Annotated in this window: 20 protein-coding genes; 14 read left to right on the top strand and 6 right to left on the bottom strand. The window is 40.7% G+C overall.

The features are described 5' to 3' along the window. The first annotated feature begins 23 nt into the window (after positions 1-23). The 8 genes from NQ556_RS11400 (at position 24) to NQ556_RS11365 (ending at position 10,486) form a co-directional block, all read left to right on the top strand. Positions 24-1,199 (top strand): M20 family metallopeptidase, encoded by a 1,176-nt coding sequence (locus tag NQ556_RS11400; RefSeq protein ID WP_008374392.1) that lies wholly within the window; start codon positions 24-26, stop codon positions 1,197-1,199. Between the two features lie 37 nt (positions 1,200-1,236). Then, positions 1,237-2,685 (top strand): MFS transporter, encoded by a 1,449-nt coding sequence (locus NQ556_RS11395; protein ID WP_204576042.1) that lies wholly within the window; start codon positions 1,237-1,239, stop codon positions 2,683-2,685. 281 nt (positions 2,686-2,966) lie between these two features. Next, the gene (thiM, locus tag NQ556_RS11390; protein WP_022220107.1) at positions 2,967-3,788 is read left to right on the top strand and encodes a hydroxyethylthiazole kinase; all 822 of its coding nucleotides are present in this window, start codon (positions 2,967-2,969) and stop codon (positions 3,786-3,788) included. Beyond that, on the top strand, positions 3,775-4,413 hold the full coding sequence (thiE, locus tag NQ556_RS11385) for a thiamine phosphate synthase (protein ID WP_008374400.1): 639 nt from the start codon (positions 3,775-3,777) through the stop codon (positions 4,411-4,413). Before thiM ends, thiE begins: the two co-directional genes overlap by 14 nt. Next, positions 4,410-5,435, top strand: a complete 1,026-nt coding sequence (locus NQ556_RS11380) for a threonine aldolase family protein (RefSeq protein ID WP_008374402.1) — start codon at positions 4,410-4,412, stop codon at positions 5,433-5,435. Before thiE ends, NQ556_RS11380 begins: the two co-directional genes overlap by 4 nt. Before the next feature lie 275 nt (positions 5,436-5,710). Next, positions 5,711-6,211 carry a MarR family winged helix-turn-helix transcriptional regulator gene (locus NQ556_RS11375; RefSeq protein WP_117835418.1) on the top strand — a complete coding sequence of 167 codons (501 nt, stop codon included), beginning with the start codon at positions 5,711-5,713 and terminating at the stop codon, positions 6,209-6,211. 32 nt (positions 6,212-6,243) lie between these two features. Then, a complete protein-coding gene (locus tag NQ556_RS11370) occupies positions 6,244-8,637 on the top strand; it encodes an ABC transporter ATP-binding protein (protein WP_008374406.1) in 2,394 nt (797 codons plus the stop codon). A 1-nt stretch (position 8,638) separates the two neighbouring features. Next, the gene (locus NQ556_RS11365) at positions 8,639-10,486 is read left to right on the top strand and encodes an ABC transporter ATP-binding protein (protein WP_207754815.1); all 1,848 of its coding nucleotides are present in this window, start codon (positions 8,639-8,641) and stop codon (positions 10,484-10,486) included. A 289-nt stretch (positions 10,487-10,775) separates the two neighbouring features. Here NQ556_RS11365 and NQ556_RS11360 read toward each other — a convergent pair whose 3' ends face one another. Next, complete coding sequence (locus NQ556_RS11360) at positions 10,776-10,970, bottom strand: hypothetical protein (protein ID WP_195196569.1); 195 nt, start codon at positions 10,968-10,970, stop codon at positions 10,776-10,778. Positions 10,971-11,017: 47 nt separating this feature from the next. On the opposite strand from NQ556_RS11360, the gene NQ556_RS11355 reads away from it, so the two are divergent. Continuing rightward, positions 11,018-12,130 (top strand): AAA family ATPase, encoded by a 1,113-nt coding sequence (locus tag NQ556_RS11355; RefSeq protein ID WP_022220101.1) that lies wholly within the window; start codon positions 11,018-11,020, stop codon positions 12,128-12,130. 74 nt (positions 12,131-12,204) lie between these two features. On the opposite strand, the gene NQ556_RS11350 is transcribed toward NQ556_RS11355, so the two are convergent. The 4 genes from NQ556_RS11350 to NQ556_RS11335 are packed head-to-tail and all read right to left on the bottom strand — an operon-like array spanning position 12,205 to position 15,805. Further along, positions 12,205-12,882: a hypothetical protein gene (locus NQ556_RS11350; RefSeq protein WP_008374417.1), complete on the bottom strand. Its 678-nt coding sequence runs from the start codon at positions 12,880-12,882 to the stop codon at positions 12,205-12,207. Positions 12,883-12,886: 4 nt separating this feature from the next. Beyond that, positions 12,887-13,663 carry a carbohydrate ABC transporter permease gene (locus NQ556_RS11345; RefSeq protein WP_022220100.1) on the bottom strand — a complete coding sequence of 259 codons (777 nt, stop codon included), beginning with the start codon at positions 13,661-13,663 and terminating at the stop codon, positions 12,887-12,889. Then, positions 13,656-14,513 (bottom strand): carbohydrate ABC transporter permease, encoded by an 858-nt coding sequence (locus tag NQ556_RS11340; RefSeq protein WP_008374422.1) that lies wholly within the window; start codon positions 14,511-14,513, stop codon positions 13,656-13,658. Before NQ556_RS11340 ends, NQ556_RS11345 begins: the two co-directional genes overlap by 8 nt. A 26-nt stretch (positions 14,514-14,539) precedes the next feature. Continuing rightward, on the bottom strand, positions 14,540-15,805 hold the full coding sequence (locus NQ556_RS11335; protein WP_008374424.1) for a type 2 periplasmic-binding domain-containing protein: 1,266 nt from the start codon (positions 15,803-15,805) through the stop codon (positions 14,540-14,542). Positions 15,806-16,042: 237 nt separating this feature from the next. Here NQ556_RS11335 and NQ556_RS11330 point away from each other — a divergent pair, with 237 nt between their 5' ends. The 5 genes from NQ556_RS11330 to NQ556_RS11310 all read left to right on the top strand — a co-directional run bounded on the left by NQ556_RS11330 (position 16,043) and on the right by NQ556_RS11310 (position 20,662). Further along, a complete protein-coding gene (locus NQ556_RS11330; RefSeq protein ID WP_022220099.1) occupies positions 16,043-17,260 on the top strand; it encodes a hypothetical protein in 1,218 nt (405 codons plus the stop codon). Positions 17,261-17,307: 47 nt separating this feature from the next. Further along, positions 17,308-17,943 (top strand): DUF5052 family protein, encoded by a 636-nt coding sequence (locus NQ556_RS11325; RefSeq protein WP_008374432.1) that lies wholly within the window; start codon positions 17,308-17,310, stop codon positions 17,941-17,943. A 171-nt stretch (positions 17,944-18,114) separates the two neighbouring features. Then, positions 18,115-18,780, top strand: coding sequence for a DUF1847 domain-containing protein (locus NQ556_RS11320; protein WP_022220098.1), 666 nt, complete (start codon positions 18,115-18,117; stop codon positions 18,778-18,780). Continuing rightward, complete coding sequence (locus tag NQ556_RS11315; RefSeq protein ID WP_008374436.1) at positions 18,780-19,502, top strand: HAD family hydrolase; 723 nt, start codon at positions 18,780-18,782, stop codon at positions 19,500-19,502. The genes NQ556_RS11320 and NQ556_RS11315 overlap by 1 nt, the downstream gene beginning before the upstream one ends. 119 nt (positions 19,503-19,621) lie before the next feature. Then, entirely contained in the window at positions 19,622-20,662 is a 1,041-nt protein-coding gene (locus NQ556_RS11310) for a D-alanine--D-alanine ligase family protein (RefSeq protein ID WP_022220096.1), read from the top strand. 679 nt (positions 20,663-21,341) lie between these two features. On the opposite strand, the gene NQ556_RS11305 is transcribed toward NQ556_RS11310, so the two are convergent. Then, positions 21,342-22,952: a CTP synthase gene (locus tag NQ556_RS11305; protein WP_022220297.1), complete on the bottom strand. Its 1,611-nt coding sequence runs from the start codon at positions 22,950-22,952 to the stop codon at positions 21,342-21,344. Positions 22,953-23,220: the final 268 nt, after the last annotated feature.

Genomic DNA, 23,220 nt, shown 5'->3' with positions numbered 1-23,220 from the left:
ACAAAGTTAAAGGAGGGCTTAGTATGAATTACTATGAAAGAGCATTGGAATTAAAGGATGAAACAATTGCAAACCGCAGACACATCCACAAAAATGCTGAAACTGGTCTGGATCTTCCAAAGACCAAAGCTTATGTTATGGAAAAGCTGACAGAATACGGACTTGAGCCGAAGGATTGTGGCTACGGGGTAACAGCTACACTCGGCAAAGGGGGAAAGGTTCTTCTTCTGAGAGCAGATATGGATGCACTTCCGATGCCGGAAGAAAGCGGAGAAGAATTTGCATGTCCTACAGGAAAAGAAGCACATACATGCGGACATGATTTCCACGCTGCAATGCTTCTTACAGCAGCAAAGATGCTGAAAGAAAAAGAAGATACACTGGAAGGAACTATCAAATTCATGTTCCAGCCGGCAGAAGAGACTTTTGAAGGAAGCAAGAATATGATCGAGAATGGTATTCTTGAGAATCCTCCGGTTGATGCAGCACTTGCATACCATGTATCACCGGGAAAAATGCCAATCGGACTTTTTATGTACAATGATAAGGATACGATGATGTATTCTGTAGATGGATTTAAGATCACCATCCATGGAAAAGGATCCCATGGTGCTTATCCACATGTAGGAGTTGACCCGATCAACATCGGAGTTCATATCCATCTTGCATTGCAGGAACTGATCGCAAGAGAAAGTGATCCGACACATTCCTGTGTACTTACAATCGGACAGTTTGCAGGCGGAACTGCAGCAAACATCATTCCTGAGACCGCTGTTCTCCAGGGAACGATCCGTACCAATAAGCCGGAAGCAAGAGAACTTCTGGTCCGCAGAATGAAAGAAGTCGCTGAAAAGACAGCAGCTGTATATAACGGAACCGTTGATATTGAGATGATCTCAGAAGTTCCTCCGCTGATCTGCAATCCGAAGCTTACCGACGAAGTGGTTGGATATATGCAGGAGCTTGGAATTCCGGGACTCACACCATATCCGGGAATTTCTGCAAGTGCTTCTGAAGATTTCGCAGTGATCGCTGAAAAGGTTCCAAGTACATTTATGTATCTGTCAGCAGGATATCTGGATGAAAGAGGACAGTATCCGGCACATCATCCGAAAGCACAGTTTAATGAAGATGTTTGCCCGATCGGAGCAGCTTGTCTTGCCCATTGCGCTTCACAGTGGCTTAAAAATAACAAATAGAGAGTAAAGGTTTCTTTAAGAACAGGAGGAAAAGAATATGAGTAAAGAACAGCAGGCTCAGGAACAGCCACAGGTTGCGATTCCGCTTCCGAAGGCAAAGAAAAACTTGGTTCAGATCGGATGTATCTGCATGATGCTTTCTGTAGCAATGTATGGACTGGTATTTGCAACGTTAACAGCACCTATCCTTGAAAAAGTTGATGCGATGGGATATGTAGGACTCTTCTCTATCGTAGGTGCGATCGGTGTATCGATTATGACTCCGATCGGAGGAAAATTAGGTGACCTTATTGGTAGAAGAAACATTGTAGTGATTCCTGGAATTATCTGTGCACTTGCAGGTTTTGCATTTGCATTTGTGAGATCTCTGATTCCACTGATGATCCTCAGACTGATTGTCAGCCTTGCACAGGGCGCATTTACAGCAGCACCATACATTATCGCAGGTCTTATCAATGAAAGAAAAGATGTACCAAAGGCAATGGGTATGCTTGCAACCGCAATCGCTGTTGGTGGATTTGGAGGAAGTATCATCGCAGGTATTTTAACAGATATGGGATTATTGACTGTGGCAATCCTTATGCCGGCAATTCCACTTATTCTTGGTATAGTACTGATTGGAATGAACATGCCGAATCAGAAAAGAGAAGGAAAGGTTACGATTGATGTTCCGGGGATGATCGCACTCATCATATCACTTTGCGGAATTCTGCTTGCACTGAACTTTGGATCTTCTATGGGATGGACAAATCCAATGATTCTTGCAGGTCTTGTAATTGGTATCATTGCTCTTATTGCACTTGTTAAGATTGAAAATAAAGCTGCAGAGCCGTTGATTCCAATGAAATTATTTAAAAATAAAAACTACACAGTACTCCTTATTGTAGGATTTATCTGCTATTTCTATCAGAATGCCATGAACTATTATGCACCGATCGGTGCCATGCAGGTTATGGGAGCATCCACGAGTGCAGCAGGTGCACTGCAGATGCCTCGTACACTGATTACAATCATTCTTCCTACTATCGCAGGTGCATGGGTAGGAAAGAAAGCTGCCAATGCATGGAAAGCAATGGTAATTGGTACAAGTCTTGCAATGATCCCGATGGCTGTGATGGCGTTGGTAACAAATTCAGGTGCTTCGATCATGATTTATTTTGTAGCACTTGCAGTTACAGGTATTGCTGAAAGCTTCCGTGCTGTATCCATTACGCCAACAGCACAGGCAATGCTGGCACCGGAAGATATGGGAATCGGAACTTCTCTGGTTAACTTCGCAAACTCACTTTCAGGAACAATTGCAGTTGCAGTATTTGCAGTCGCATATAATGCAAGTACATCAGCTGATCCGACCAATGTAGCACTGATCCAGAATGGTGTAAAATCTGTATTCTGGACAGCAGCAGTCGTTACTCTGATTGGACTTCTTCTGGTAATCTTCATTGTAAAACCGGAGATGAGCAAGAAAGCAGCAGAAAGCAAATAGAATATTGAAATTCATGTGAACATGTGAATAAGAAGTCGGGGCGGATGTGAAAAAGCATCTGCCCCGGTTGTTATCTGGAGAAGTCTTTTATAGATCTGCCGGATACAGGGATGAGAATGGAAATGACATATGTTTCAGGTAAATGCAGATTGCATTTCAGAAAATCAAGAGTATAATAAGAAATAGTGAAAAGAAGAAAGGCAGACATATATCTGTCTTTTTATAATTATAGAGACAATTTTAAAGATATAAGAAATAATATGATTTACCGGAGGAAAAGAATGCTTGGAAACTATCTGGATGAAGTACGAAAAAAAGCACCACTGATACACAATATCACAAATTATGTGACGATCAATGATGTGGCAAATATGGTTCTTGCCTGCGGTGCAAGTCCGATTATGTCAGATGAGCCGACTGATATTGAAGAGATCACATCCATCTGTCAGGGACTGAATATCAATATGGGAATGTTAAATCCGCGCAAGATTGAAAGTATGCAAAAAGCAGGAAAGAAATCCAACGAGCTGCATCATAAAGTGTTGCTGGATCCGGTCGGAGCAGGATCGAGTTCGTTCCGAACAGAGGCGGCACTGAATCTGATACGTGATATTCAGTTTGATGTGATCCGGGGAAATATTTCTGAGATCAAGACCTTAGCAGCAGGACATGGTACAACGAGTGGTGTGGATGCAGACGAGGCAGATACACTGACGGAGCAGAATCTGGAGAAAATGATTCCGTTTATAAAGGATTTTTCCAGAAGGACAGGTTCCGTGATTGCTGTGACTGGAGGAATAGACCTTGTAAGTGATGCAAAGAGGTGCTTTGTGATCCGGAACGGACGGCCGGAGATGGGACGGATCACCGGAACCGGGTGTCAGCTTTCCGGGATGATGACGGCATTCCTTGCGGCGAATCCGGAGAATAATCTGGAAGCAGCGGCAGCAGCGGTCTGTGCCATGGGGCTTGCCGGTGAGACTGGCTGGAAATATATGCAGCCGGGAGATGGAAATGCAACCTACCGTAATCGGATCATCGATGCGATTTATAATATGGAAGGAAAAGAATTGGAAGAAGGTGCAAAATATGAGATTAGATAAGAAAGATATGGTTCTGTATGCGGTAACAGACCGTCACTGGCTGAATGGAGAAAGCCTGTACAGCCAGGTGGAAAAAGCGCTGAAAGGCGGGGCTACATTTATCCAGCTCAGGGAAAAAAATCTGGGTGAGGAAGAGTTTCTGGCAGAAGCAAAAGAGATTGCCAGACTCTGTAAATCCTACCATGTACCATTTGTGATCAATGACAATGTTGAGATTGCAAAGAAGGTAGATGCCGATGGTGTGCATGTGGGGCAGAGCGATATGGAAGCTCTTGATGTGCGGAAAACACTGGGTGAGGACAAGATCATCGGTGTTACGGCAAAGACGGTGGAGCAGGCGCTAAAGGCGCAGGCACATGGAGCCGATTATCTGGGAGTCGGTGCAGTCTTTGGCACGACATCAAAGGCAGATGCAACAAAGCTGGATCATAAGATTTTGAAAGAAATCTGTGAGAAGGTGGAGATTCCGGTTGTGGCAATTGGGGGAATCACGGAAGAGAATGTGACAGAGCTTGCCGGAAACGGAATCTGTGGAGTTGCCGTGATCAGTGCAGTTTTTGGACAGCCGGATATTGAGCAGGCTACAAAAGAATTAAAAGAGAAAGTAGAGGGTATGTTGAAATGATTTTGTTTACTAGCGATTACACAGAAGGGGCACATCCGAGAATTATCGAGAAGCTTGCCGAGACCAATATGGAGCAGACAGTAGGATATGGGGAAGATCCTTACTGTGAAGAAGCGAGAGAAGCAATTAAGAAGGTGTGTGAAGCACCGGAGGCAGATGTTCATTTTCTGGTGGGAGGAACCCAGACGAATTTTACAGTAATTTCTTCTATTCTGCGTCCATTTCAGGGAGTGCTCTGCGCAGACAGCGGACATATCAATGTCCATGAGACCGGGGCTGTAGAAGCGACCGGACACAAAGTTCTGGCACTTCCTTCAAAGGAAGGAAAAATTACAGGACAGCAGATCAAGGAATATTACGACCTGCACTGGAGTGATGAGTCTCGTGAACATATTGTACAGCCAAAGATGGTTTATATTTCACATCCGACAGAGGTAGGAACATTGTATACAAAGAATGAACTTGAAAATATTTCTACTGTATGTAAGGAATGTGGACTTTATCTTTTCCTGGATGGGGCAAGAATGGGTTATGGGCTGATGGCACCGGGAACAGATGTGACACTTCCGGATATTGCAAAGTGTTGTGATGTATTCTATATTGGAGGAACAAAGGTCGGTGCATTGTTCGGAGAAGCTGTGGTTATCACAAATCCATGTCTAAAGCAAGATTTTCGTTACTGCATTAAACAAAAAGGTGGAATGCTTGCAAAAGGAAGACTGCTTGGCGTTCAGTTCCTGGAGCTTTTTAAAGATGGTCTTTATTTTGAAATCTCCAAACATGCGATTGATATGGCAATGCTTTTGAAAGACGGACTGAAAGAAAAAGGATATGAATTCTTCATGGACAGCAATACCAACCAGCAGTTCATTATTGTGGAAGATGCCAAATTGCAGGAAATCCGTCAAAAATATGGCGTAACTTATCAGGAAAGGTACGATGAGACCCATAGTGTGATCCGATTATGCACTTCCTGGGCGACAAAAGAGGAAAATGTGAAGGCATTCCTGCAAGATATGTAATTTGTGAAAAATTGAATAAAGCTTTACAGGTAAGGCAGATATGGTAAATGATAAGGACTTTTTTGCACAGAAAATGGCAGAAGAGTCCTTTTTTGATTTTCGTAGTGTTTTAATATGAGAAAATAATAATTAGGCATTTAATTATTTGTTTGTGAAAAATATTATAAAAATATAAATTATTGAGAATAAATGTTGACTTATATGTGTGATACGCATAAAATAACGATTAGACTTCTAATGAATAGACATCTAATTAAATTGCGGGAGGTGAAAGGGTGAAGTCGGATAAATTTGAGTGTGGGGATTTTACCAGGGAGAATATGCCGGTACAACTTCTTCTTGCACAGGTCGGACATATGTATAAATGGTATGTGACGAACCAGATGAAGGATACAGAGCTGAAAGCCGGACAGGCAGGAATTCTTGCAATATTGCAGATGGTAGGACCGATGTCACAGAGAGAGCTTGCAGATCATATTCACATTACGCCGCCATCGGTGAATGTAGCAGTTCAGAAACTTGAAAAGCTCGGATATATTAGAAAAGAGCAGGACGAAAAAGACCAGCGGATGACAAGGATCCATCTGACAGAACGTGGAGAGAAGATTCTTGGCAACATGCATGAGATTCTCCGAAGCACGGAAAATACACTCCTGAAGAATATGAGCACAGAAGAGAAAATACTGTGTAGAAGACTGCTTTTACAGATGAGTGACAATCTTTTCCAGGAAAAAGAATTCCGTGATATGCCATGTAAAAACCCATTTGAGGAATAAAAATAGTTACTAAGAAAGGAAATAATTGCTATATGAGAAAGCTATTCAAACATTTGAAGCCTTATGCAGCAACTATAGCAGCGATTGTTGTTATCCTGATCGTTCAGGCGTACTGCGATCTGTCATTGCCTTCTTATACTTCAGACATTGTCAATGTCGGAATCCAGCAGGGAGGAATTGATGAGAAGATTCCGGATGCAATCGCAGAGGAAGAGATGAATAAGCTGTTGCTTTTTGTGGCAGAAGAAGACCAGCAGACAGTGCTGGATGCATATGAGAAAAAGGAATCCGATTCGGATTATAAGTATGATGGAGCAATTTATGTTCTGAAGGATTCCGTGAAAAAAGATGAAGAAAAGTCAGGAAAGGTATTTGACATCCTTGGAAAGCCGATGCTTCTGACTTATGGATTTGAATCTGGAAGCGATACAACAAAGAAGATGGAAGAATCCATGAAAGAAAACATGATTTCTTCTATAAAGGAACAGGCTGAGAAACAGGCAGAGAGTATGCAGTCCCAGATGACAGATGAGCAGAAAGCAGCACTTGCGGCAAATCCGGAGCTTGCCAAGAAACAGCAGGATGAAATGCAGAAAAACATTGATGAACAGGTGAAAAAGATCGAAAATGCAGATATCTTTGAGATCCTGAACATGATACCGGATGAACAGAGAGCAGACGTTATTGATAAAATATCAGAAAAAATGGACGATATGCCGGATACTATGCTGGAACAGGCAGCAACTTCATATATTAAAGAAACCTACAGTGTTCTGGGCGTGAATACAGATAAGATCCAGAACAGATATATTTTAACAACTGGCGGTAAGATGCTTGCACTTGCATTTCTTGGAATGCTCGCAAGTGTTACCGTAGGACTTCTTGCTTCCAGAGTGGCAGCAAGTACGGGACGTGATCTGAGAGGAAAGGTATTTAAAAAAGTTGTTGGATTTTCCAATGCAGAATTTGACAAGTTTTCAACTGCATCACTGATCACAAGAAGTACCAATGATATCCAGCAGATCCAGATGCTTGCAGTTATGCTTTTGAGAATGGTGATGTATGCACCAATCATGGCAATTGGAGGTATTTTTAAGGTTCTCCATACGAATGTCAGCATGTCATGGATCATCGTACTTGGGGTAATCCTGATCGTGATGGTTGTTGCTGTATTATTTATTGTGGCAATACCAAAATTTAAGATTCTGCAGAATCTGGTTGACAGACTGAACCTTGTTACTCGTGAGATCCTTACCGGACTTTCGGTTATCCGTGCATTCAGTACAGAAAAGCATGAAGAAGAACGATTTGATAAAGCGAACAGAGATCTGACAAGAACCAACTTATTTGTAAACCGTGCCATGACATTTATGATGCCGATGATGATGCTGATCATGAACGGAATTACCATACTGATTGTATGGAGTGGCGCACATGGTGTCAGTGACGGGCAGATGCAGGTTGGTGATATGATGGCATTTATCCAGTATACAATGCAGATCATCATGTCCTTCCTTATGATCTGTATGATTTCTATTATGCTTCCAAGAGCAGCTGTTGCAGCAGACCGTGTGGATGAAATTCTGACCAGCGAGACAGCAATCGAAGATAGGAAGACACCGGAAAAACTGGGTGAGAACGGAAAAGGTGAAGTAGAATTCCATCATGTATCCTTCCGTTATCCTGGAGCAGAAGAGGATGTGCTTCACGACATCAGCTTTACTGCAAAGCCGGGACAGACGACAGCAATCATTGGAAGTACCGGAAGTGGTAAATCTACCATGATCAACCTGATTCCAAGATTCTATGATGTGACAGAGGGATTTATTACCTTAGACGGAAAAGATGTCCGCACTCTCACGCAGCATGATCTGAGAGAAGAACTTGGTTATGTGCCACAGAAAGGTGTTCTGTTCTCAGGAACCATCGCTTCTAATATTCTGTATGGCAATCCGGATGGATCCGAAGCCGAGATGAAGGAAGCCGCAGAAATCGCACAGGCAACTGAGTTTATCGAAGAGAAACATAAAAAATACGAAAGTCCGATCGCACAGGGCGGTTCCAACGTATCCGGCGGTCAGAAGCAGCGTCTTTCTATCGCACGTGCGATTGCAAAGAAACCAAAAGTTTATATTTTTGATGACAGTTTTTCAGCACTGGATTATAAGACAGACGTAACCCTTCGTGCTGCATTGAAAGAAAAGACACAGGACAGCACAGTGATCATTGTAGCACAGCGAATCAGCACCATTTTACATGCGGAGCAGATCATTGTGCTGGATGATGGAAAGATTGCGGGAATCGGAACACACAAAGAGCTTCTGAAATCCTGTGATGCATATTATCAGATTGCGTCATCGCAGCTTTCTGAAGCAGAGCTTGCGAGAGACTTAAATAACGAAAATGACGGAAAGGAGGAAGCATAGTATGAGTAATCAGCCAAGAAGAAGAGGACCTATGGGCGGTGGACATGGAAGAATGGGAACCGGCGAGAAGGCAAAAGACTTCAAAGGTACCATGAAGAAACTTTTTACTTACCTTAGTGAATATAAAATCGGTATTTTCTTTGTTATGATATTTGCAATCGGAAGTACGGTTTTCAATATTATTGGACCAAAGGTTCTCGGAAAAGCGACGACCGAAATTTTCAAAGGTCTGGTCGGAAAAGTATCCGGCGGTAGCGGAATTGATTATACAAAGATTGGTAAAATCCTGTTAACTTTATTGTGTCTGTACGTGATCAGCGCATGTTTCTCCTTTATCCAGGGATATATCATGACAGGCGTATCACAGAAGCTGACCTATCGCATGCGAAAAGAAATTTCTGAGAAAATTAACCGCATGCCGATGAATTATTTTGATACGACTACACACGGAGAAGTTCTTTCCAGAGTAACCAATGACGTAGATACTCTGAGCCAGAGCCTGAACCAGAGTGCAACCCAGATGATCACATCCGTGACAACAATCATCGGTGTACTGATCATGATGATCAGTATCAGTCCGCTGATGACCGTGATCGCACTTCTGATCCTGCCGGTATCTATGGTACTGATTTCTGTAATCGTAAAACACTCACAGAAATACTTCAAAAGCCAGCAGGAATATCTGGGACATATCAATGGTCAGGTAGAAGAAGTATATGGCGGACATAATATTGTCAAAGCATTCAATAAAGAAGAAGATGTGATCCGCGAATTTGATGAGACTAATGATATCCTGTTCCGTTCTGCATGGAAATCACAGTTCCTTTCCGGAATGATGATGCCGATCATGCAGTTTGTCGGAAACCTTGGATATGTAGGAGTTTCTATCTTAGGAGGTTACCTTGCAATCAAACAGACCATCGAAGTTGGAGATATCCAGTCCTTTATCCAGTATGTAAGATCCTTTACACAGCCGATCCAGCAGGTTGCACAGGTAGCAAACATGCTCCAGTCGACAGCCGCTGCATCAGAGAGGGTATTTGAATTTCTGGACGAAAAAGAAGAAGATCAGTTTGCTGAAAATCCAGTATCTGTAGAAGGATTACAGGGAAATGTAGAATTTGAACACGTACACTTCGGATACAATCCGGAGCATATCATCATCAATGATTTCTCTGCAAAAGTAAAAGAAGGACAGAAGATCGCCATCGTAGGACCAACCGGAGCAGGAAAGACAACCATGATCAAACTGCTGATGCGTTTCTATGATGTCAACAGCGGGGCAATCAAGATCGATGGACACAACATCAAAGACTTCAACCGGAGCGAACTCAGACAGATGTTTGGAATGGTACTTCAGGATACCTGGCTGTTCAGCGGAAGCATCGAAGATAACATTAAATACGGTAAACTCGATGCAACCCACGAAGAAGTCGTAGCCGCAGCCAAAGCTGCTCACGTACACCGTTTCGTCCAGACTCTTCCAAGCGGATACAACATGATCCTCAACGAAGAAGCTAGCAACGTATCTCAGGGCCAGAAACAGCTCCTCACGATCGCCAGAGCCATCCTGGCTGATCCAAAGATTCTGATCCTAGACGAAGCCACCAGCTCCGTAGACACCAGAACCGAAGTCCAGATCCAGAAAGCCATGGATAACCTCATGAAAGGCAGAACCAGCTTCGTAATCGCCCACAGACTCTCCACCATACGAGACGCAGATCTCATCCTGGTAATGAAAGACGGCGATATCATCGAACAAGGAAACCACGAAGAACTCCTGGCAAAAAATGGATTCTACGCAGAGCTGTATAACTCGCAATTTGAAAACGCTACAAGCTGTGCATAAAGAGAGAAAGAGGCAGAAAATCATGCTCGCATGAATTTCTGCCTCTTTCTCTCTTTATATAGAGCGCCAGCTCTCATCAGGAATCTATTATGCCATTAAAATGGCATAATAGATTCCTGATGGCACAGCGTCCAAAGTAAATCATTCAACCCACAAACTAATCAAATCCAGCGGAAAAGGAGCTCCCGCTCCAAATTTCGCGTCCGACATAAATTCCCTAAATCCCATACACCACCCATCCCAGCGGAAAAGGAGCTCTGCTCCAAGTTCCGCGTCTGACATAAATTCCCTAAATCCTATACATCACCCATCCCAGCGGAAAAGGAGCCCCCGCTCCGCCTTCCGCGTCCCACATAAAACTTCCCATATCCCAGTCAATTTCTCCCCCTCCCTCACATAAAAACAATTCCTCCTCCATTCCTTTAAAATTCACAACTAGCATGTTATAATCTAAAAAAGCAGGAATAATACAAGCTCTTTTCAAAAGAGCATCCCCCATAGACATTCATTCAGAAAGCGAGGAACCCCTTCATGCCAAAAGTAATCAGCATCGGAAAACAAAATTTCGTATCACTCCGTGAAAACATTTTGTTAGACGAATATGATACCCCGATGCAGGAGGCGTATCTGCATGGATATTGGCGGGAATTTACAGCATTTATAAGAAATTTTTTCAATGCAACTTTTAAAACCAATCCCTATCTGGAAAGAGCAGTTTTGACAGGAATAACACGAGTATCCAAAGAGTCGGTATTTTCCGATCTGAATAATCTGAACGTTGTGACGACAAGTTCTACAGAATATGAAACCAGCTTTGGTTTCACAGAAGAAGAGGTTTTTCAAGCTTTAGAAGATTTAAAGATGGGAGAACAAAAAGAACTGGTAAAGTCCTGGTATGATGGTTTTGTATTTGGAAATACGCATGATATCTATAATCCTTGGTCAATTACTAATTTTTTAGATAAAAAACAGGTCCGTCCTTATTGGGCAGATACCAGTTCAAATAGTATGATTGATGAACTGATTCGAAAAGCTTCCACAGACATCAAAGAAAAGATGGAAGAATTGCTGCAGGGAAAAGAAATCGTAGTTAATTTTGATGAACAAATCGTATTTGAGCAGCTTGATCAAGATGAGAATGCAATCTGGAGCCTGATGCTGGTAAGTGGTTATCTGAAAGCAGAGCAGATAGAATATCGGGGCGTTTTGTTAGAGCCATGGTATCATCTGCGAATCACCAATCTGGAAACAACAGCAATGTTTACAACTATGTTTAAAGGATGGTTCGCAAAGAATCAATCCAATTATAATCAGTTCATGAAGGCATTATTAAGTGATGATATAGATGCTATGAACTATTATATGAATCAGATTATAATGACAACATTCAGTTATTTTGATGTAGGACAAAATGAACCGGAACGATTTTATCATGGATTTGTTCTGGGACTCATTGCGGATCAGACTGATATTAAAGTGAGAAATATAAAAAGAGAAGAATCGTTGGAAGACACTGTGCAGACGGCACTGACACAGATTAAAGAAAAATGTTATGATGCAGAACTATATGACAGAGGTCTAAAAAAAGAAGAGATTCATCATTATGGTTTTGCATTTGAAGGAAAAAAAGTATTGATAGGATAAAAAGAAGAAAGTCAAACTGCTATTGCGATTTAAAACTTTTTCATATAGCAGTTTGACTTTATCCGTTTTATAGATTAATGTAAATAAAATCCCAGATCCAATATACATTCCGGAGGCAGATATTCTCGCGGAATATTCACAAGTGCAGTAATTTTCCATAAGATACCAAATCCAATCAGAATGAGTAGCATTCCTCTGACACATTTTCTATAATCTCCGGCAGGAAACTTATACAAATCTTTAATTCCAAAAGCAAAGATAAAAATTAAAATCAGGACGGTTATTCCAAACAAAAAGAAAAAAGATTTTTGCTTTTCTAAAATACGTCTGTTTTCACCAGACTGTTTTTTATGTTCCCCTTCCTGATCGATGGTGACTTCATCTCCATCTTTTAATGGATATGTAGACCATTTTATGATCTGCAAAAGTTGTCCTTTTTCATCTTTTTCTTCCGGAAGAAGAATACTATCTGCGGTTATGGAAAGAGGATCGACAGCCTTTGAAAAGGCGAGAAATTTTGTTCCGAATACTCCTTCTTGCTCTGCCAGATAAAAAATCATATTTGTATCGGTATTATAGCAACTTTTGGGAATACGGATGGTAGAATTAAGCTTTTCTTCTTCTGTCTGACTGATCGTTGCAATCTCTACAGGTATCTGCATCCATTTTTCTATACGGATGGATAAAATAGTACAGATCATTAAAGAAATCAGGATCATACATCCGGCATTCCAGGTTTTCTTTTTCATCATTTTATCAACTCCATAAAATATCTTTTAGTCCATCCGTCAATTCTGTATTGTAATATAAAAAGAAAAATGTCACTGGAAGTAAACATAGTAGACCACAGACGGATTGAATTCCAACAGCATTTTGATTGAGTGATGCGAGAAAGACAGAAAGGGGATAGTCGGTTTCTTTTTCGAGAAAAAGGATAGGCTGTTCAACCATATTCCAGCTTTCTGTAAATACTAATATAAATAATGTGATAACGGCAGGTTTTGAATTTGGAACTATAATGTAGCGAATCATTTGTAGCTGATTTACGCCATCCATTCTTGCGGCATCAAGTGTAGAATCTGGGATTGCCTGGAAAACGAAAGTAAGCCATACAGTTCCAAAAGGTGAAAATATTGCAGGGATTATCAAAGCTTTCCAACTGTTTAAAAGTTTTAGCTTTTCTAATAAAATATAATTCGGCAGCAGTGTTACCTGAATCGGTAAAATCATAAATAGTGCAAATAGTATAAACCAGAATTTTTTCAGAGGAAAAGAATATTTTGCAAATGCTGTTCCTGACATACAGGAAAAAAGGGTTTGTCCTGCCGCAATCATCAGACACATGGCAAGGCTTCTCCAAAATTTTATCAGATAATCAGGTTTTGCCAGAAAAACTTTATAATAATTCATCAGAGAAAATCCGGTATCTGAATGAAAAACTGAAAATACAATCAGATAGATAATTGGAAATAAAAAAATAAAGGCTATGATCGAAAAAACAAAGAGCCGGGTGTACTGTTTGTACTTATGCATCGGCAGTCCTCCTCTTTAGAAAATAGTATATCATATAGATAAGACCACTTAGAAAAAGAATAAATACGGTAATAATAGTTGCACTGGCGGAAACCTTTTGGTAATTCAGATTTTGTAAATTATTATTCATAAAATGTTGTAAAAAATAAATACTGTTGTCTGGATGAGTTCCGCCAAGTAAAAAAGCTTCTCTGTAGCATTTAAACGCATTCATTATGGAGAGTATTAATGTAAAAAGGATAACCGGAAACAATATAGGACAGGTAATATAATAAAAGCTCTGCCATTTTCCGGCTCCGTGAAGACTGGCATATTCATAATATTCTTTCGGAATCATCTGAAGTCTGGAAGAATAAATGAAAATATAATATCCAACAAATTTCCAGAAATATAAAATACAGATGATCCAAAAAGCGCTTGATGTATGAAGCCAGTCTTTTTCAGGAAGATAAAAAAAGTTTAGTATCAGATTCAAAAAACCATTATTTTTGAAAAAAAACTGGATGACTAAAACTATAGATGCGATTGGCATGATGATTGGATAAAGAAAAGAGAGTCGGAAAATTTTCTGACCTTTCGTAATCTGTTGTAAAATTACAGAAATACAGAGAGCTGTCCCTAAAGTAACTGGTATTGTAACAAGCATATATTTACAAGTGTTTTTTACTGCCAGTAAAAACATTGTATTTTTAAATAGTTCTTTATAATTATCAAGACCTACAAATTCGCGTTTTCCGATACCAAAAGAAACAGAATACCACAAAACAATCAAAAATGGGATCAGATAAAAGAAAAGAAATCCTGATATTGCAGGGAAAGCCAGTAAGAATCCCTTCTTCTTTTTTTTCATTGCATCACGCTCGCTTTCACTTAAAACTATTCTGTCACCTGTGTATGATAATCATTCCATGCTTTGTCTGCTAAAGCCGAAAGCTTATCTTGCCATATCTTTTTAAAATCAGTTTGCGGACCATATAATAAACTACTATTTTCTATAATCTCTTCATAAATAAAATGTTCAACTTCTGTCGGAAAATATGCTCCTTCTAAGGACTGAAATGCTTTTATAGCTAAATCCTGTTTTGACTGATCTAAGAAGGACAGTTTTGTACGGATGGCAGATACTTGTACCGGATAATCTGTTCCAAGGACACCATTTGCGCTTAGTGACATTCCATTAGTACTAGTTGATTCCTGAATTACGTTATTTAAAAAATACATTAAGAAGTGATAAGCTTCTTCTTTATAATCAGATGCCATACTTACAGCACCAAAGCAACGAATGGCAGCCATTTTTTTTCCCTGAATATCAGGGATTATGTCTATTTGCGTTGTGTGTTCGTTTATGTCATCCAAAGATGAGATTAAAATATGCGAAGAGCTAGTATCAGTATTATTTGTCTTTTCATTTTCTAAATAATCTTGTTTAAATAATAAGTATTCTAATGCGAAATTACTCCACTTTTCCTTATCAAAGAAAATCTGACCGGAATTGTAATCCGCAGCAGGTTGAAACCAGTTACCACTGATATTATCTAATTCGAATAGTGCATTTTTCAGAGCGTGGTCAGAAGAACTTTTTATATTTGAAATCCAATCTTCTAAGGTATCATTTTCCTGTGTATAATCAAGTACAGTATCGGAGATTAACATATTATAGTGGCAGGAAAGAGGAAGAATATATTGTCTTTCCTGATATTGACCGGGGAGAAGAAAAGACGGATTATAGTTTTCCTTTTGCCAATAAGAATCTTTTTTCATATATTTATCCAATGAGGCGAATACACCACTTTGCATTGCCTTATAAGGATTTTCAAAAAGAGGTTCGTTCATCTGCGCAGCTCCATCGGTGGAACAGTTAACAAGATATAAGTCAGGACCTTTTCCAGACATGATCTGTGTACGGAGTTTCTGAATTTCTGCAGATCTTTTATCAGGATCAGGAGATAATATTTTAATTTCAAATTCCAGAGAGTTATTTTTGGATGTGGCATATTTTACAGCATCAAGAACCTGCTCCTTAAAAGCAGGTTCTATAACAATAGAGAGTGTTTTGGAGACATCTTTATTTAGCTTTGTACATCCGGATAATCCAATTGAAAGGATGAGGAGTGGAAGAAGATAAAATTTAAAATTGAACATTGGTATGATCCCTCCTTAAAAATTACAAAGTACAATTGATTGAATTTAAATGATGTATATGTCTTAGTATCTGAATTTTAACACAAAAATAAAATGATGTCAAAAAAATATAAAGGAATTTTTTGAAAATGAAGTAGTTCGTATGATTTTGTTGATTTTCGAAGAATACCAGAGGACGCTTGCATTTCAAAAAAATACAAGTTATCCTTAAGAAGATGTACAAAGGAGGAAAAGAAGATGCAGCTTGCAACAGCAATGAATCTAAGAAAAGCAATGGATGAGGAAACCAAAAGAGAGCGGTTCGCTTCCTGGTACAGCACACTGCCCGGAATCCCGGCACATGAAAAAGAGATCATAGAAAGGTCTTTAAAATATAACGTGTGGAAAGAACTCATAAAACTCTTTGTCGTTTATATGATCCTTTCACTGGTATGGTTTTTCGGAGCCGGTCAGTATGATCCGTTTGAAAGTGTAACAGGATATTCTCTCATAGAAAAAAAGAGCGTAATTGGAGTTGTGCAGGAGGATGGCGAGTCATTGCGCTTGAAAAATCCGAATAAAGGTGAGCATGTAAGTTACACACTTGCAGAACTTGGAATGGATCCGATCAAATATTCTTATGGCAGTCGGTTTCAGACATACTGGGAAAAAGAAAAGAATGGGGAATATCAGTTACTTGCGGTATTGCCGGAAAAGCAGGTATCGAAAATAGAAGGTCTTTATTATGGCGTAATGGGAGTCGGATATTTTGCAATTCTTATTGGCGGGATTTGTGCGTTTTTTATCCGGAGAAAACGATATACAGGATGGTTTTTATCGTTCTATTACAGGCTGGAAAAGTTTTACTCAGAATATGGTGTATGGCAGAAATACAGTGTTGAAAGAGGTTATGACACGGTCGATGCGATTATTGCTTACGGAAATGAAAATCCGATATATTTTGTAAACGAATTTTCGAATATCCATCTCACAAAAGAGGAAGTAAAGAAAAAGAAATCAAAGCTTGCCATGGTCTGGCTAACATCAATAGCGGTTATGGCTGGGATTATACTTGTTATTTCACTGTATGTGAATATTACGTCAGCGATCGAGTGCAGGCAAAATGAGGCAAGGACAGCAGCAGTTTTAGAAAAGCTGCAGAATGCGATCGATGAAAAAACGACAGGTCTTGGTGACAAATCGGAATATTACAATTATGCGGACATGATCGACCGGGCAAGGGATACATTCCCGGAAGAAGATATCTACTACAAGCTTCAGACAACGGAGGATTATGTCACGATAATTGTCACAACAAAAAAGAAACAAAATGTCTGCTTTGACCGGTATGTGCCGGTTCAGGGATCAATTGGTGATGAGGATACAGAGTATAAGCTTGAGATTGCCATGGTATCGGATGCGATGCAGCCGGACGACATTTTACATAATTATACAGGGATACTTAAGATAAAGTAAGGTAATGGCAAAAAGATGATTCTGCGAAAGGACAAAGGAGAAAATTTATGAAAAAGAAAAGATTTGCAATGGCAGCAGTATGCGCAGTCATGACTATAGCGCTTGCGGGATGCAGTATGCTCAGCTCCAAATTGAACGATATTACAGGAAAATTAGTGGGGAATTCGTACACGATCACGACCTATGATAATTACGGGAATCGTGTAATGACAACTACAGGAGACAAGATCAATGTGCAGGGAAATGCAGTGGAAACTTCAAGCTATGATTCAGACGGTAATGTTATCACGGGATATGAGCTTTCCTCTGTCATTACGATTACAATCGATGGAAAGGAAATCGAGAGTTGTGGTGATACCTGTATTTTTGCGCAGGACGCGTTGAAAGCGGATGTGGATTTTACGCAGGAGGATATTGAAAGCAATGCAAGCGGTAAGATTACAGACAATACTGCGATCGCAGGTGTCCTGAATAAGTATAAAAATATGTTTGGAAAAGCCAGAGTGGTTGTTATCAAATCCCAGCTTGGACAGCCAATCGTAGCGTATAGCGGAGAAGATGTGTACTGGGAAATCCCGGATGATCTGCCGAAATTTACGAAGTTGATGATCGATGGGAAAGCGTTGTACATACACCGGGCAAATTTCCAGATTATTGATAAGAGTTTGTTGGAATCCAACTGATAAATTTACTGTGGTGAAATTTCACGGCTGATATAATCAAAGCATGGGTGCTATCATAACGGTGGTGGTTAGTCTTTCTTCAGAGGGACTGGTAAAGCAGAGGTATTTTAACTTGCATTTCCCGAAAATACAAGTTATCCTTATCTGTATATCAAGAGGAGGCAGAAAAAAGTGGAAGAAACAAAAAAGTTGTCATGTATAGATTGCAATGTCAAGAAATGTAATGTAAAGCAGAATATAGAGAATCATAAGCCATATCCTGGATTTTGCGTGTCACATAATATGGACTTGAAAGACCGGCAGATGGCGCTTGATACCTATCTGGGAGATGAAAAAGATCTGAAGATCATGCGTGCAAGTGCCGAGATTGAGCACGATTTTTACTGCCAGGCAACCCGTGTGGAGGAGACGATCCGCTGGGCAAAAAAACTGGGTGCCAAGAAGATCGGAATTGCAAGCTGTGTGGGACTCTTAAAGGAAAGCCACCTGCTGGCAGGACTTTTGAGAGAATACGGCTTTGAAGTGTACGGTGTGGGCTGTAAGATCGGAGAAGTTCCAAAGACCGAGGTCGGCATTCCGGAACGCTGCGAGGAGGTCGGAGTTCATATGTGTAACCCAATCCTGCAGGCGCAGATGCTGAACAAAGAGAAGACGGACATCAATATCGTGATGGGACTTTGCGTGGGACATGACAGCCTCTTTTACAAATATGCCGAGGCGCCGAGTACAACGCTGGTTGTAAAGGATCGGGTGCTTGGAAATAATCCGGTGGCTGCTTTGTATACGCTGGACTCTTATTATAAAAAGTTACATCATCTGAATCTGGAGGAAGAATAATGCACATTCGACATATTTTATTTGATCTTGACGGAACGCTGCTTCCGATGAACCAGGACGAATTTGTTACCTTTTATATGCCGCTTCTGGCAAAAAAATATATATCCGAGGGGATTTCCTTTGATCCGAAAGCATTTATCGCATCCGTGTGGAAGGGCTATGGAGCGATGGTGAATAATGACGGAAGTTGTACCAACCGGGAAGCATTCTGGCAGTATATGGACGAACTGCTTCCGACGGATTCGGAGAATTCCGAACGGATTGCCCTTGATTTCTATGCAAATGAATTTAACCAGGCAATTGCGGTGACGCAGCCAAACAGTCTGTCGGACAAGGTTGTGAAAAAGGCAAAGGAAAAAGGAATCTGCACCTACCTTGCAACCAATCCGGTATTTCCAAAGGTGGCAACGATGAACCGGATCAAATGGGCGGGACTGGATGCAGAGGATTTTGAGCTGATCACAACTTATGAGGATAATTGTTACTGCAAGCCAAATGTGGACTATTACCGAACAATTCTTGAACAGTTTCATCTTAGACCGGAAGAGTGTCTGATGGTAGGAAATGACGTGGAAGAGGATCTTGCAATTCGGAAACTCGGCGTAAAGACATTCCTTGTTACAGATACGAAGGAAAATAAAAAGGATCTTCCAATCGAAAGCGATTACCAGGGATCGATGGAAGAGCTGTTTGCATTTGTGGAAAGCCTGGAAAATGCTTAAAAATTTATTGAAATTCCAAACTTTTATTGTAAATGCATGGCGGACGTGGTAAATTATTCTAAGTAGTATCCGGAGAGAACCGGAGAAGAGTATATGATAAGAAACAGAGGGAAACTGATATGAAGAAAAAGTTACTTGTTGTTTGTGGCGGACAGTCCAGTGAGCATTCAATTTCACGAATTTCCTGTAATTCAGTGATGAAGCATCTGGATAAAGATAAATATGAGATTACACTTGTCGGCATTGCAAAAGATGGGAAATGGTACATCTTAAAGCAGGAAGATAATGACCTGTCAAAAGATACCTGGCTTGACGGAGCAGAAGTGGTAGAAGGTGTATTCAATCTTCTGAGAAGTCAGGATGTTGCATTCCCGGTACTTCACGGACTTTACGGAGAAGATGGAACTATCCAGGGATTATTTGAACTGGCACAGCTTCCGTATGTAGGATGCCGTGTATTTGCATCCAGTGCATGTATGGATAAGATTTTTGCAAAGAAAGTATTTGAAAGTGCAGGAATCCCACAGGTCAAATCTGTATATGTAAAGAAGCGCAATGATGGAAAGCTGGTTGTAGTGGAAAAAAACATGGAAGAGACAAAAGAAGTCGAAGCTTCTATTATGAAAGAACTTGGAATGCCGTGCTTTATCAAGGCAAGCCGTTCCGGATCCAGTGTTGGATGTTACCGCTGCGATAAAGAGGAAGATCTGATGGCAAAGCTGGAAGAAGCTGCGAAGTATGATACACACATCGTTGTAGAAGAATGTGTAGACTGTATCGAGCTTGAGACAGCCGTTCTTGGAAATGATGACATCATCGTATCCAGAGTCGGACAGATCATGCCTCATGGTGAATTCTATACCTTTGAATCCAAATACGAAGATGCAGAGAGTAAGACATGTATCCCTGCAAAAGTAGATGAAGAGATTCAGGAACAGATCCGTAAGTATGCTGTTCGTGCCTTTAAGGCAATTGACGGACATGGACTGAGCCGTGTGGATTTCTTCCTGGATAAGAAGACCAATCACGTTTACCTGAATGAGATCAATACCCTTCCGGGATTTACAAGTATCTCCATGTATCCGCAGCTGATGGAAGATTACGGATATAGTTATTCGGAACTGCTGGATAAGCTGATTGAGATTGCTGATGAAAATTAATTACAGATAATAGAAGAATGTTTTGCTGCCGCCGTAACTGGCGGCAGTTTTTTATTTCATAGGAGATTCCGAAGGAACTTCCTATGAAACAAAAGGCACTGTGTGCCGGAGATGCGCACTCGCACGAAGATGAAGAATGTCGCAAGCGGTCTACGCTCTGCTTCGGTCGTTGCTTAACGAGCGCCACTGGCGCTCAGCAACGCGCTCGGCGCGAGAACGTGCCTCGGCGCATTCTTTCTTATTGTGCAGAAACATAAAAAGACTGTAAATATAAAAAAATACTTGAAAAAAACTGAAAATAATATATAATTAAAGTAATACAAATGGATGGTGGAGGGAGGTAATCATGGTATGAAAAGAAGAAATATTATATTATTGATTTCGATTCCGTTAGGCATTATGTTAATTGTATATTATGGCTATACCGCATTAGATACCTGGATCCAGTTTCAAATTATAACAGGAAATGGTATTTTGGTAGCAAATAGTGAATGGATATTTTCCATTCAAAACACATTTCTTTTCATATTGAAATGGTTTGGACCGATCTTATCAATCATATGTATATACGGAATTCTAAAATTGTTAAAAAAGAATGAATAAAGAAAAACTCCAGAATCAATTTTATACTGCTGATTCTGGAGTTTCTTTTACTTAGAAACGATATAATTTCACTTTATTACTTCTCTTTACTATATTCCAGAGAAGCTTCCACAAATCCCTTAAACAGCGGATGTGGTTTGTTCGGACGGGATTTGAGTTCCGGATGTGCCTGTGTTCCGATGAACCAAGGATGTTCCGGAATTTCCACCATCTCTACGATTCTGCCGTCCGGAGAAAGTCCGGATAAGAGCATACCATTTTGGGTAAGAGCATCACGATAGTCATTGTTGACTTCATAACGATGACGATGACGTTCGTGGATTTCTTCTTTTCCATATAATTTATAAGCTTTCGATTCTTTGTTAAGAACACAAGGATAAGAACCAAGACGAAGGGTTCCACCGATGTCTTCAATACCGATCTGGTCAGGCATGATGTGGATGACCGGATGTGTAGTGTTTGGATTCAGTTCTACGCTGTGTGCATCATGATATCCGACAACGTCTCTTGCAAATTCTACGATGGCAAGCTGCATTCCAAGGCAGAGTCCGAGGAACGGAACCTTATGTGTTCTTGCATATTTGATGGCTTCGATCTTACCTTCGATACCACGGTCACCGAATCCACCAGGCACGAGGATACCACTTACATCACCGAGAAGTTCATCGACATTTTCCGGTGTGACAGTTTCAGAGTCAATCCATTTGATATTTACGGTTGTGTGGCTGTAGATACCGCCATGTTTTAATGCTTCAACAACACTGATATATGCGTCATGGAGCTGGATATATTTGCCGACCAGGGCGACTGTTACATCCTGTGTCGGATGCTTCAGGCATTCGACCATCTCTTTCCAGTCTTTCAGATCCGGTTCCGGACAGTCAAGCTTCAGGCATTCGCATACAACGGAAGCGAGATGTTCTTCTTCCATGGCGAGTGGTGCTTCGTAAAGGTATTCCACATCCAGGTTCTGAAGAACGTGATCAGATGGCACGTTACAGAAGAGAGCGATCTTGTCTTTGATTCCCTGATCCAGTGGATGCTCAGAACGGCAGACCAGAATATCCGGCTGGATTCCCATTCCCTGTAATTCTTTTACGCTTGCCTGAGTCGGTTTAGTCTTCATCTCCTGGGAAGCATGCAGATATGGGATCAGTGTGACGTGGATCAGCGCAACATTGTCATGTCCCATATCATGTTGGAACTGGCGGATAGATTCCAGGAAAGGCTGGCTTTCGATGTCTCCGACGGTTCCACCGACTTCGATGATCGCAATCTCGGTATCTGTAGCTGCAGGGTTACGATAGAAACGGCTCTTGATCTCATTCGTGATATGCGGGATGACCTGTACGGTTCCTCCACCAAAATCTCCACGACGTTCTTTCTGAAGAACGGACCAGTAAATCTTTCCTGTCGTTACATTCGAGTTCTTGGTAAGACTTTCATCGATAAATCTTTCATAATGTCCAAGGTCAAGGTCTGTCTCAGCTCCATCGTCTGTTACAAAAACTTCACCGTGTTGTACCGGATTCATTGTACCCGGGTCAATGTTGATGTACGGATCAAATTTCTGCATTGTAACTGTGTACCCGCGTGCCTTGAGCAGACGCCCAAGAGAAGCTGCTGTGATTCCTTTTCCAAGACCTGAGACAACGCCTCCGGTAACAAATACATACTTAACTGCCATAGTTCCAGTTCCCTCCTTATGGTATTTTTTTTGTCTACTACTCATTGTGTTCTGTAAAAAATAAGATAGAATGCGATTTCTATTCATCAGAAAAGTCCGATATAACCTTCTGACGGATAAAAATAGAAAAAAACCCCATAAAAACAAATTTATGTGGCTCCCTCGCTACTTTGATTTCCCCTTGAAATCAATTCCCCTATAAAATACTTTAAAAGTATACACCCATTCCAGAAAAAAATACAACAATTTTTTTTGAAATGGGTGTATA

Source organism: Coprococcus comes ATCC 27758, from assembly GCF_025149785.1.
Classification (GTDB): domain Bacteria; phylum Bacillota; class Clostridia; order Lachnospirales; family Lachnospiraceae; genus Allocoprococcus; species Allocoprococcus comes.
Note: the sequence above shows the minus strand (reverse complement) of the source record. Positions and strands in the feature narration are given on the sequence as shown.

Bases quoted from the DNA above. Each gene is read 5' to 3' on its own strand.
- NQ556_RS11400 (WP_008374392.1), top strand. From the start codon at position 24: ATGAATTACTATGAAAGAGCATTGGAATTAAAGGATGAAACAATTGCA.
- NQ556_RS11395 (WP_204576042.1), top strand. From the start codon at position 1,237: ATGAGTAAAGAACAGCAGGCTCAGGAACAGCCACAGGTTGCGATTCCG.
- thiM (WP_022220107.1), top strand. From the start codon at position 2,967: ATGCTTGGAAACTATCTGGATGAAGTACGAAAAAAAGCACCACTGATA.
- thiE (WP_008374400.1), top strand. From the start codon at position 3,775: ATGAGATTAGATAAGAAAGATATGGTTCTGTATGCGGTAACAGACCGT.
- NQ556_RS11380 (WP_008374402.1), top strand. From the start codon at position 4,410: ATGATTTTGTTTACTAGCGATTACACAGAAGGGGCACATCCGAGAATT.
- NQ556_RS11370 (WP_008374406.1), top strand. From the start codon at position 6,244: ATGAGAAAGCTATTCAAACATTTGAAGCCTTATGCAGCAACTATAGCA.
- NQ556_RS11365 (WP_207754815.1), top strand. From the start codon at position 8,639: ATGAGTAATCAGCCAAGAAGAAGAGGACCTATGGGCGGTGGACATGGA.
- NQ556_RS11355 (WP_022220101.1), top strand. From the start codon at position 11,018: ATGCCAAAAGTAATCAGCATCGGAAAACAAAATTTCGTATCACTCCGT.
- NQ556_RS11350 (WP_008374417.1), bottom strand. From the start codon at position 12,882: ATGATGAAAAAGAAAACCTGGAATGCCGGATGTATGATCCTGATTTCT.
- NQ556_RS11345 (WP_022220100.1), bottom strand. From the start codon at position 13,663: ATGCATAAGTACAAACAGTACACCCGGCTCTTTGTTTTTTCGATCATA.
- NQ556_RS11340 (WP_008374422.1), bottom strand. From the start codon at position 14,513: ATGAAAAAAAAGAAGAAGGGATTCTTACTGGCTTTCCCTGCAATATCA.
- NQ556_RS11335 (WP_008374424.1), bottom strand. From the start codon at position 15,805: ATGTTCAATTTTAAATTTTATCTTCTTCCACTCCTCATCCTTTCAATT.
- NQ556_RS11330 (WP_022220099.1), top strand. From the start codon at position 16,043: ATGCAGCTTGCAACAGCAATGAATCTAAGAAAAGCAATGGATGAGGAA.
- NQ556_RS11325 (WP_008374432.1), top strand. From the start codon at position 17,308: ATGAAAAAGAAAAGATTTGCAATGGCAGCAGTATGCGCAGTCATGACT.
- NQ556_RS11315 (WP_008374436.1), top strand. From the start codon at position 18,780: ATGCACATTCGACATATTTTATTTGATCTTGACGGAACGCTGCTTCCG.
- NQ556_RS11310 (WP_022220096.1), top strand. From the start codon at position 19,622: ATGAAGAAAAAGTTACTTGTTGTTTGTGGCGGACAGTCCAGTGAGCAT.
- NQ556_RS11305 (WP_022220297.1), bottom strand. From the start codon at position 22,952: ATGGCAGTTAAGTATGTATTTGTTACCGGAGGCGTTGTCTCAGGTCTT.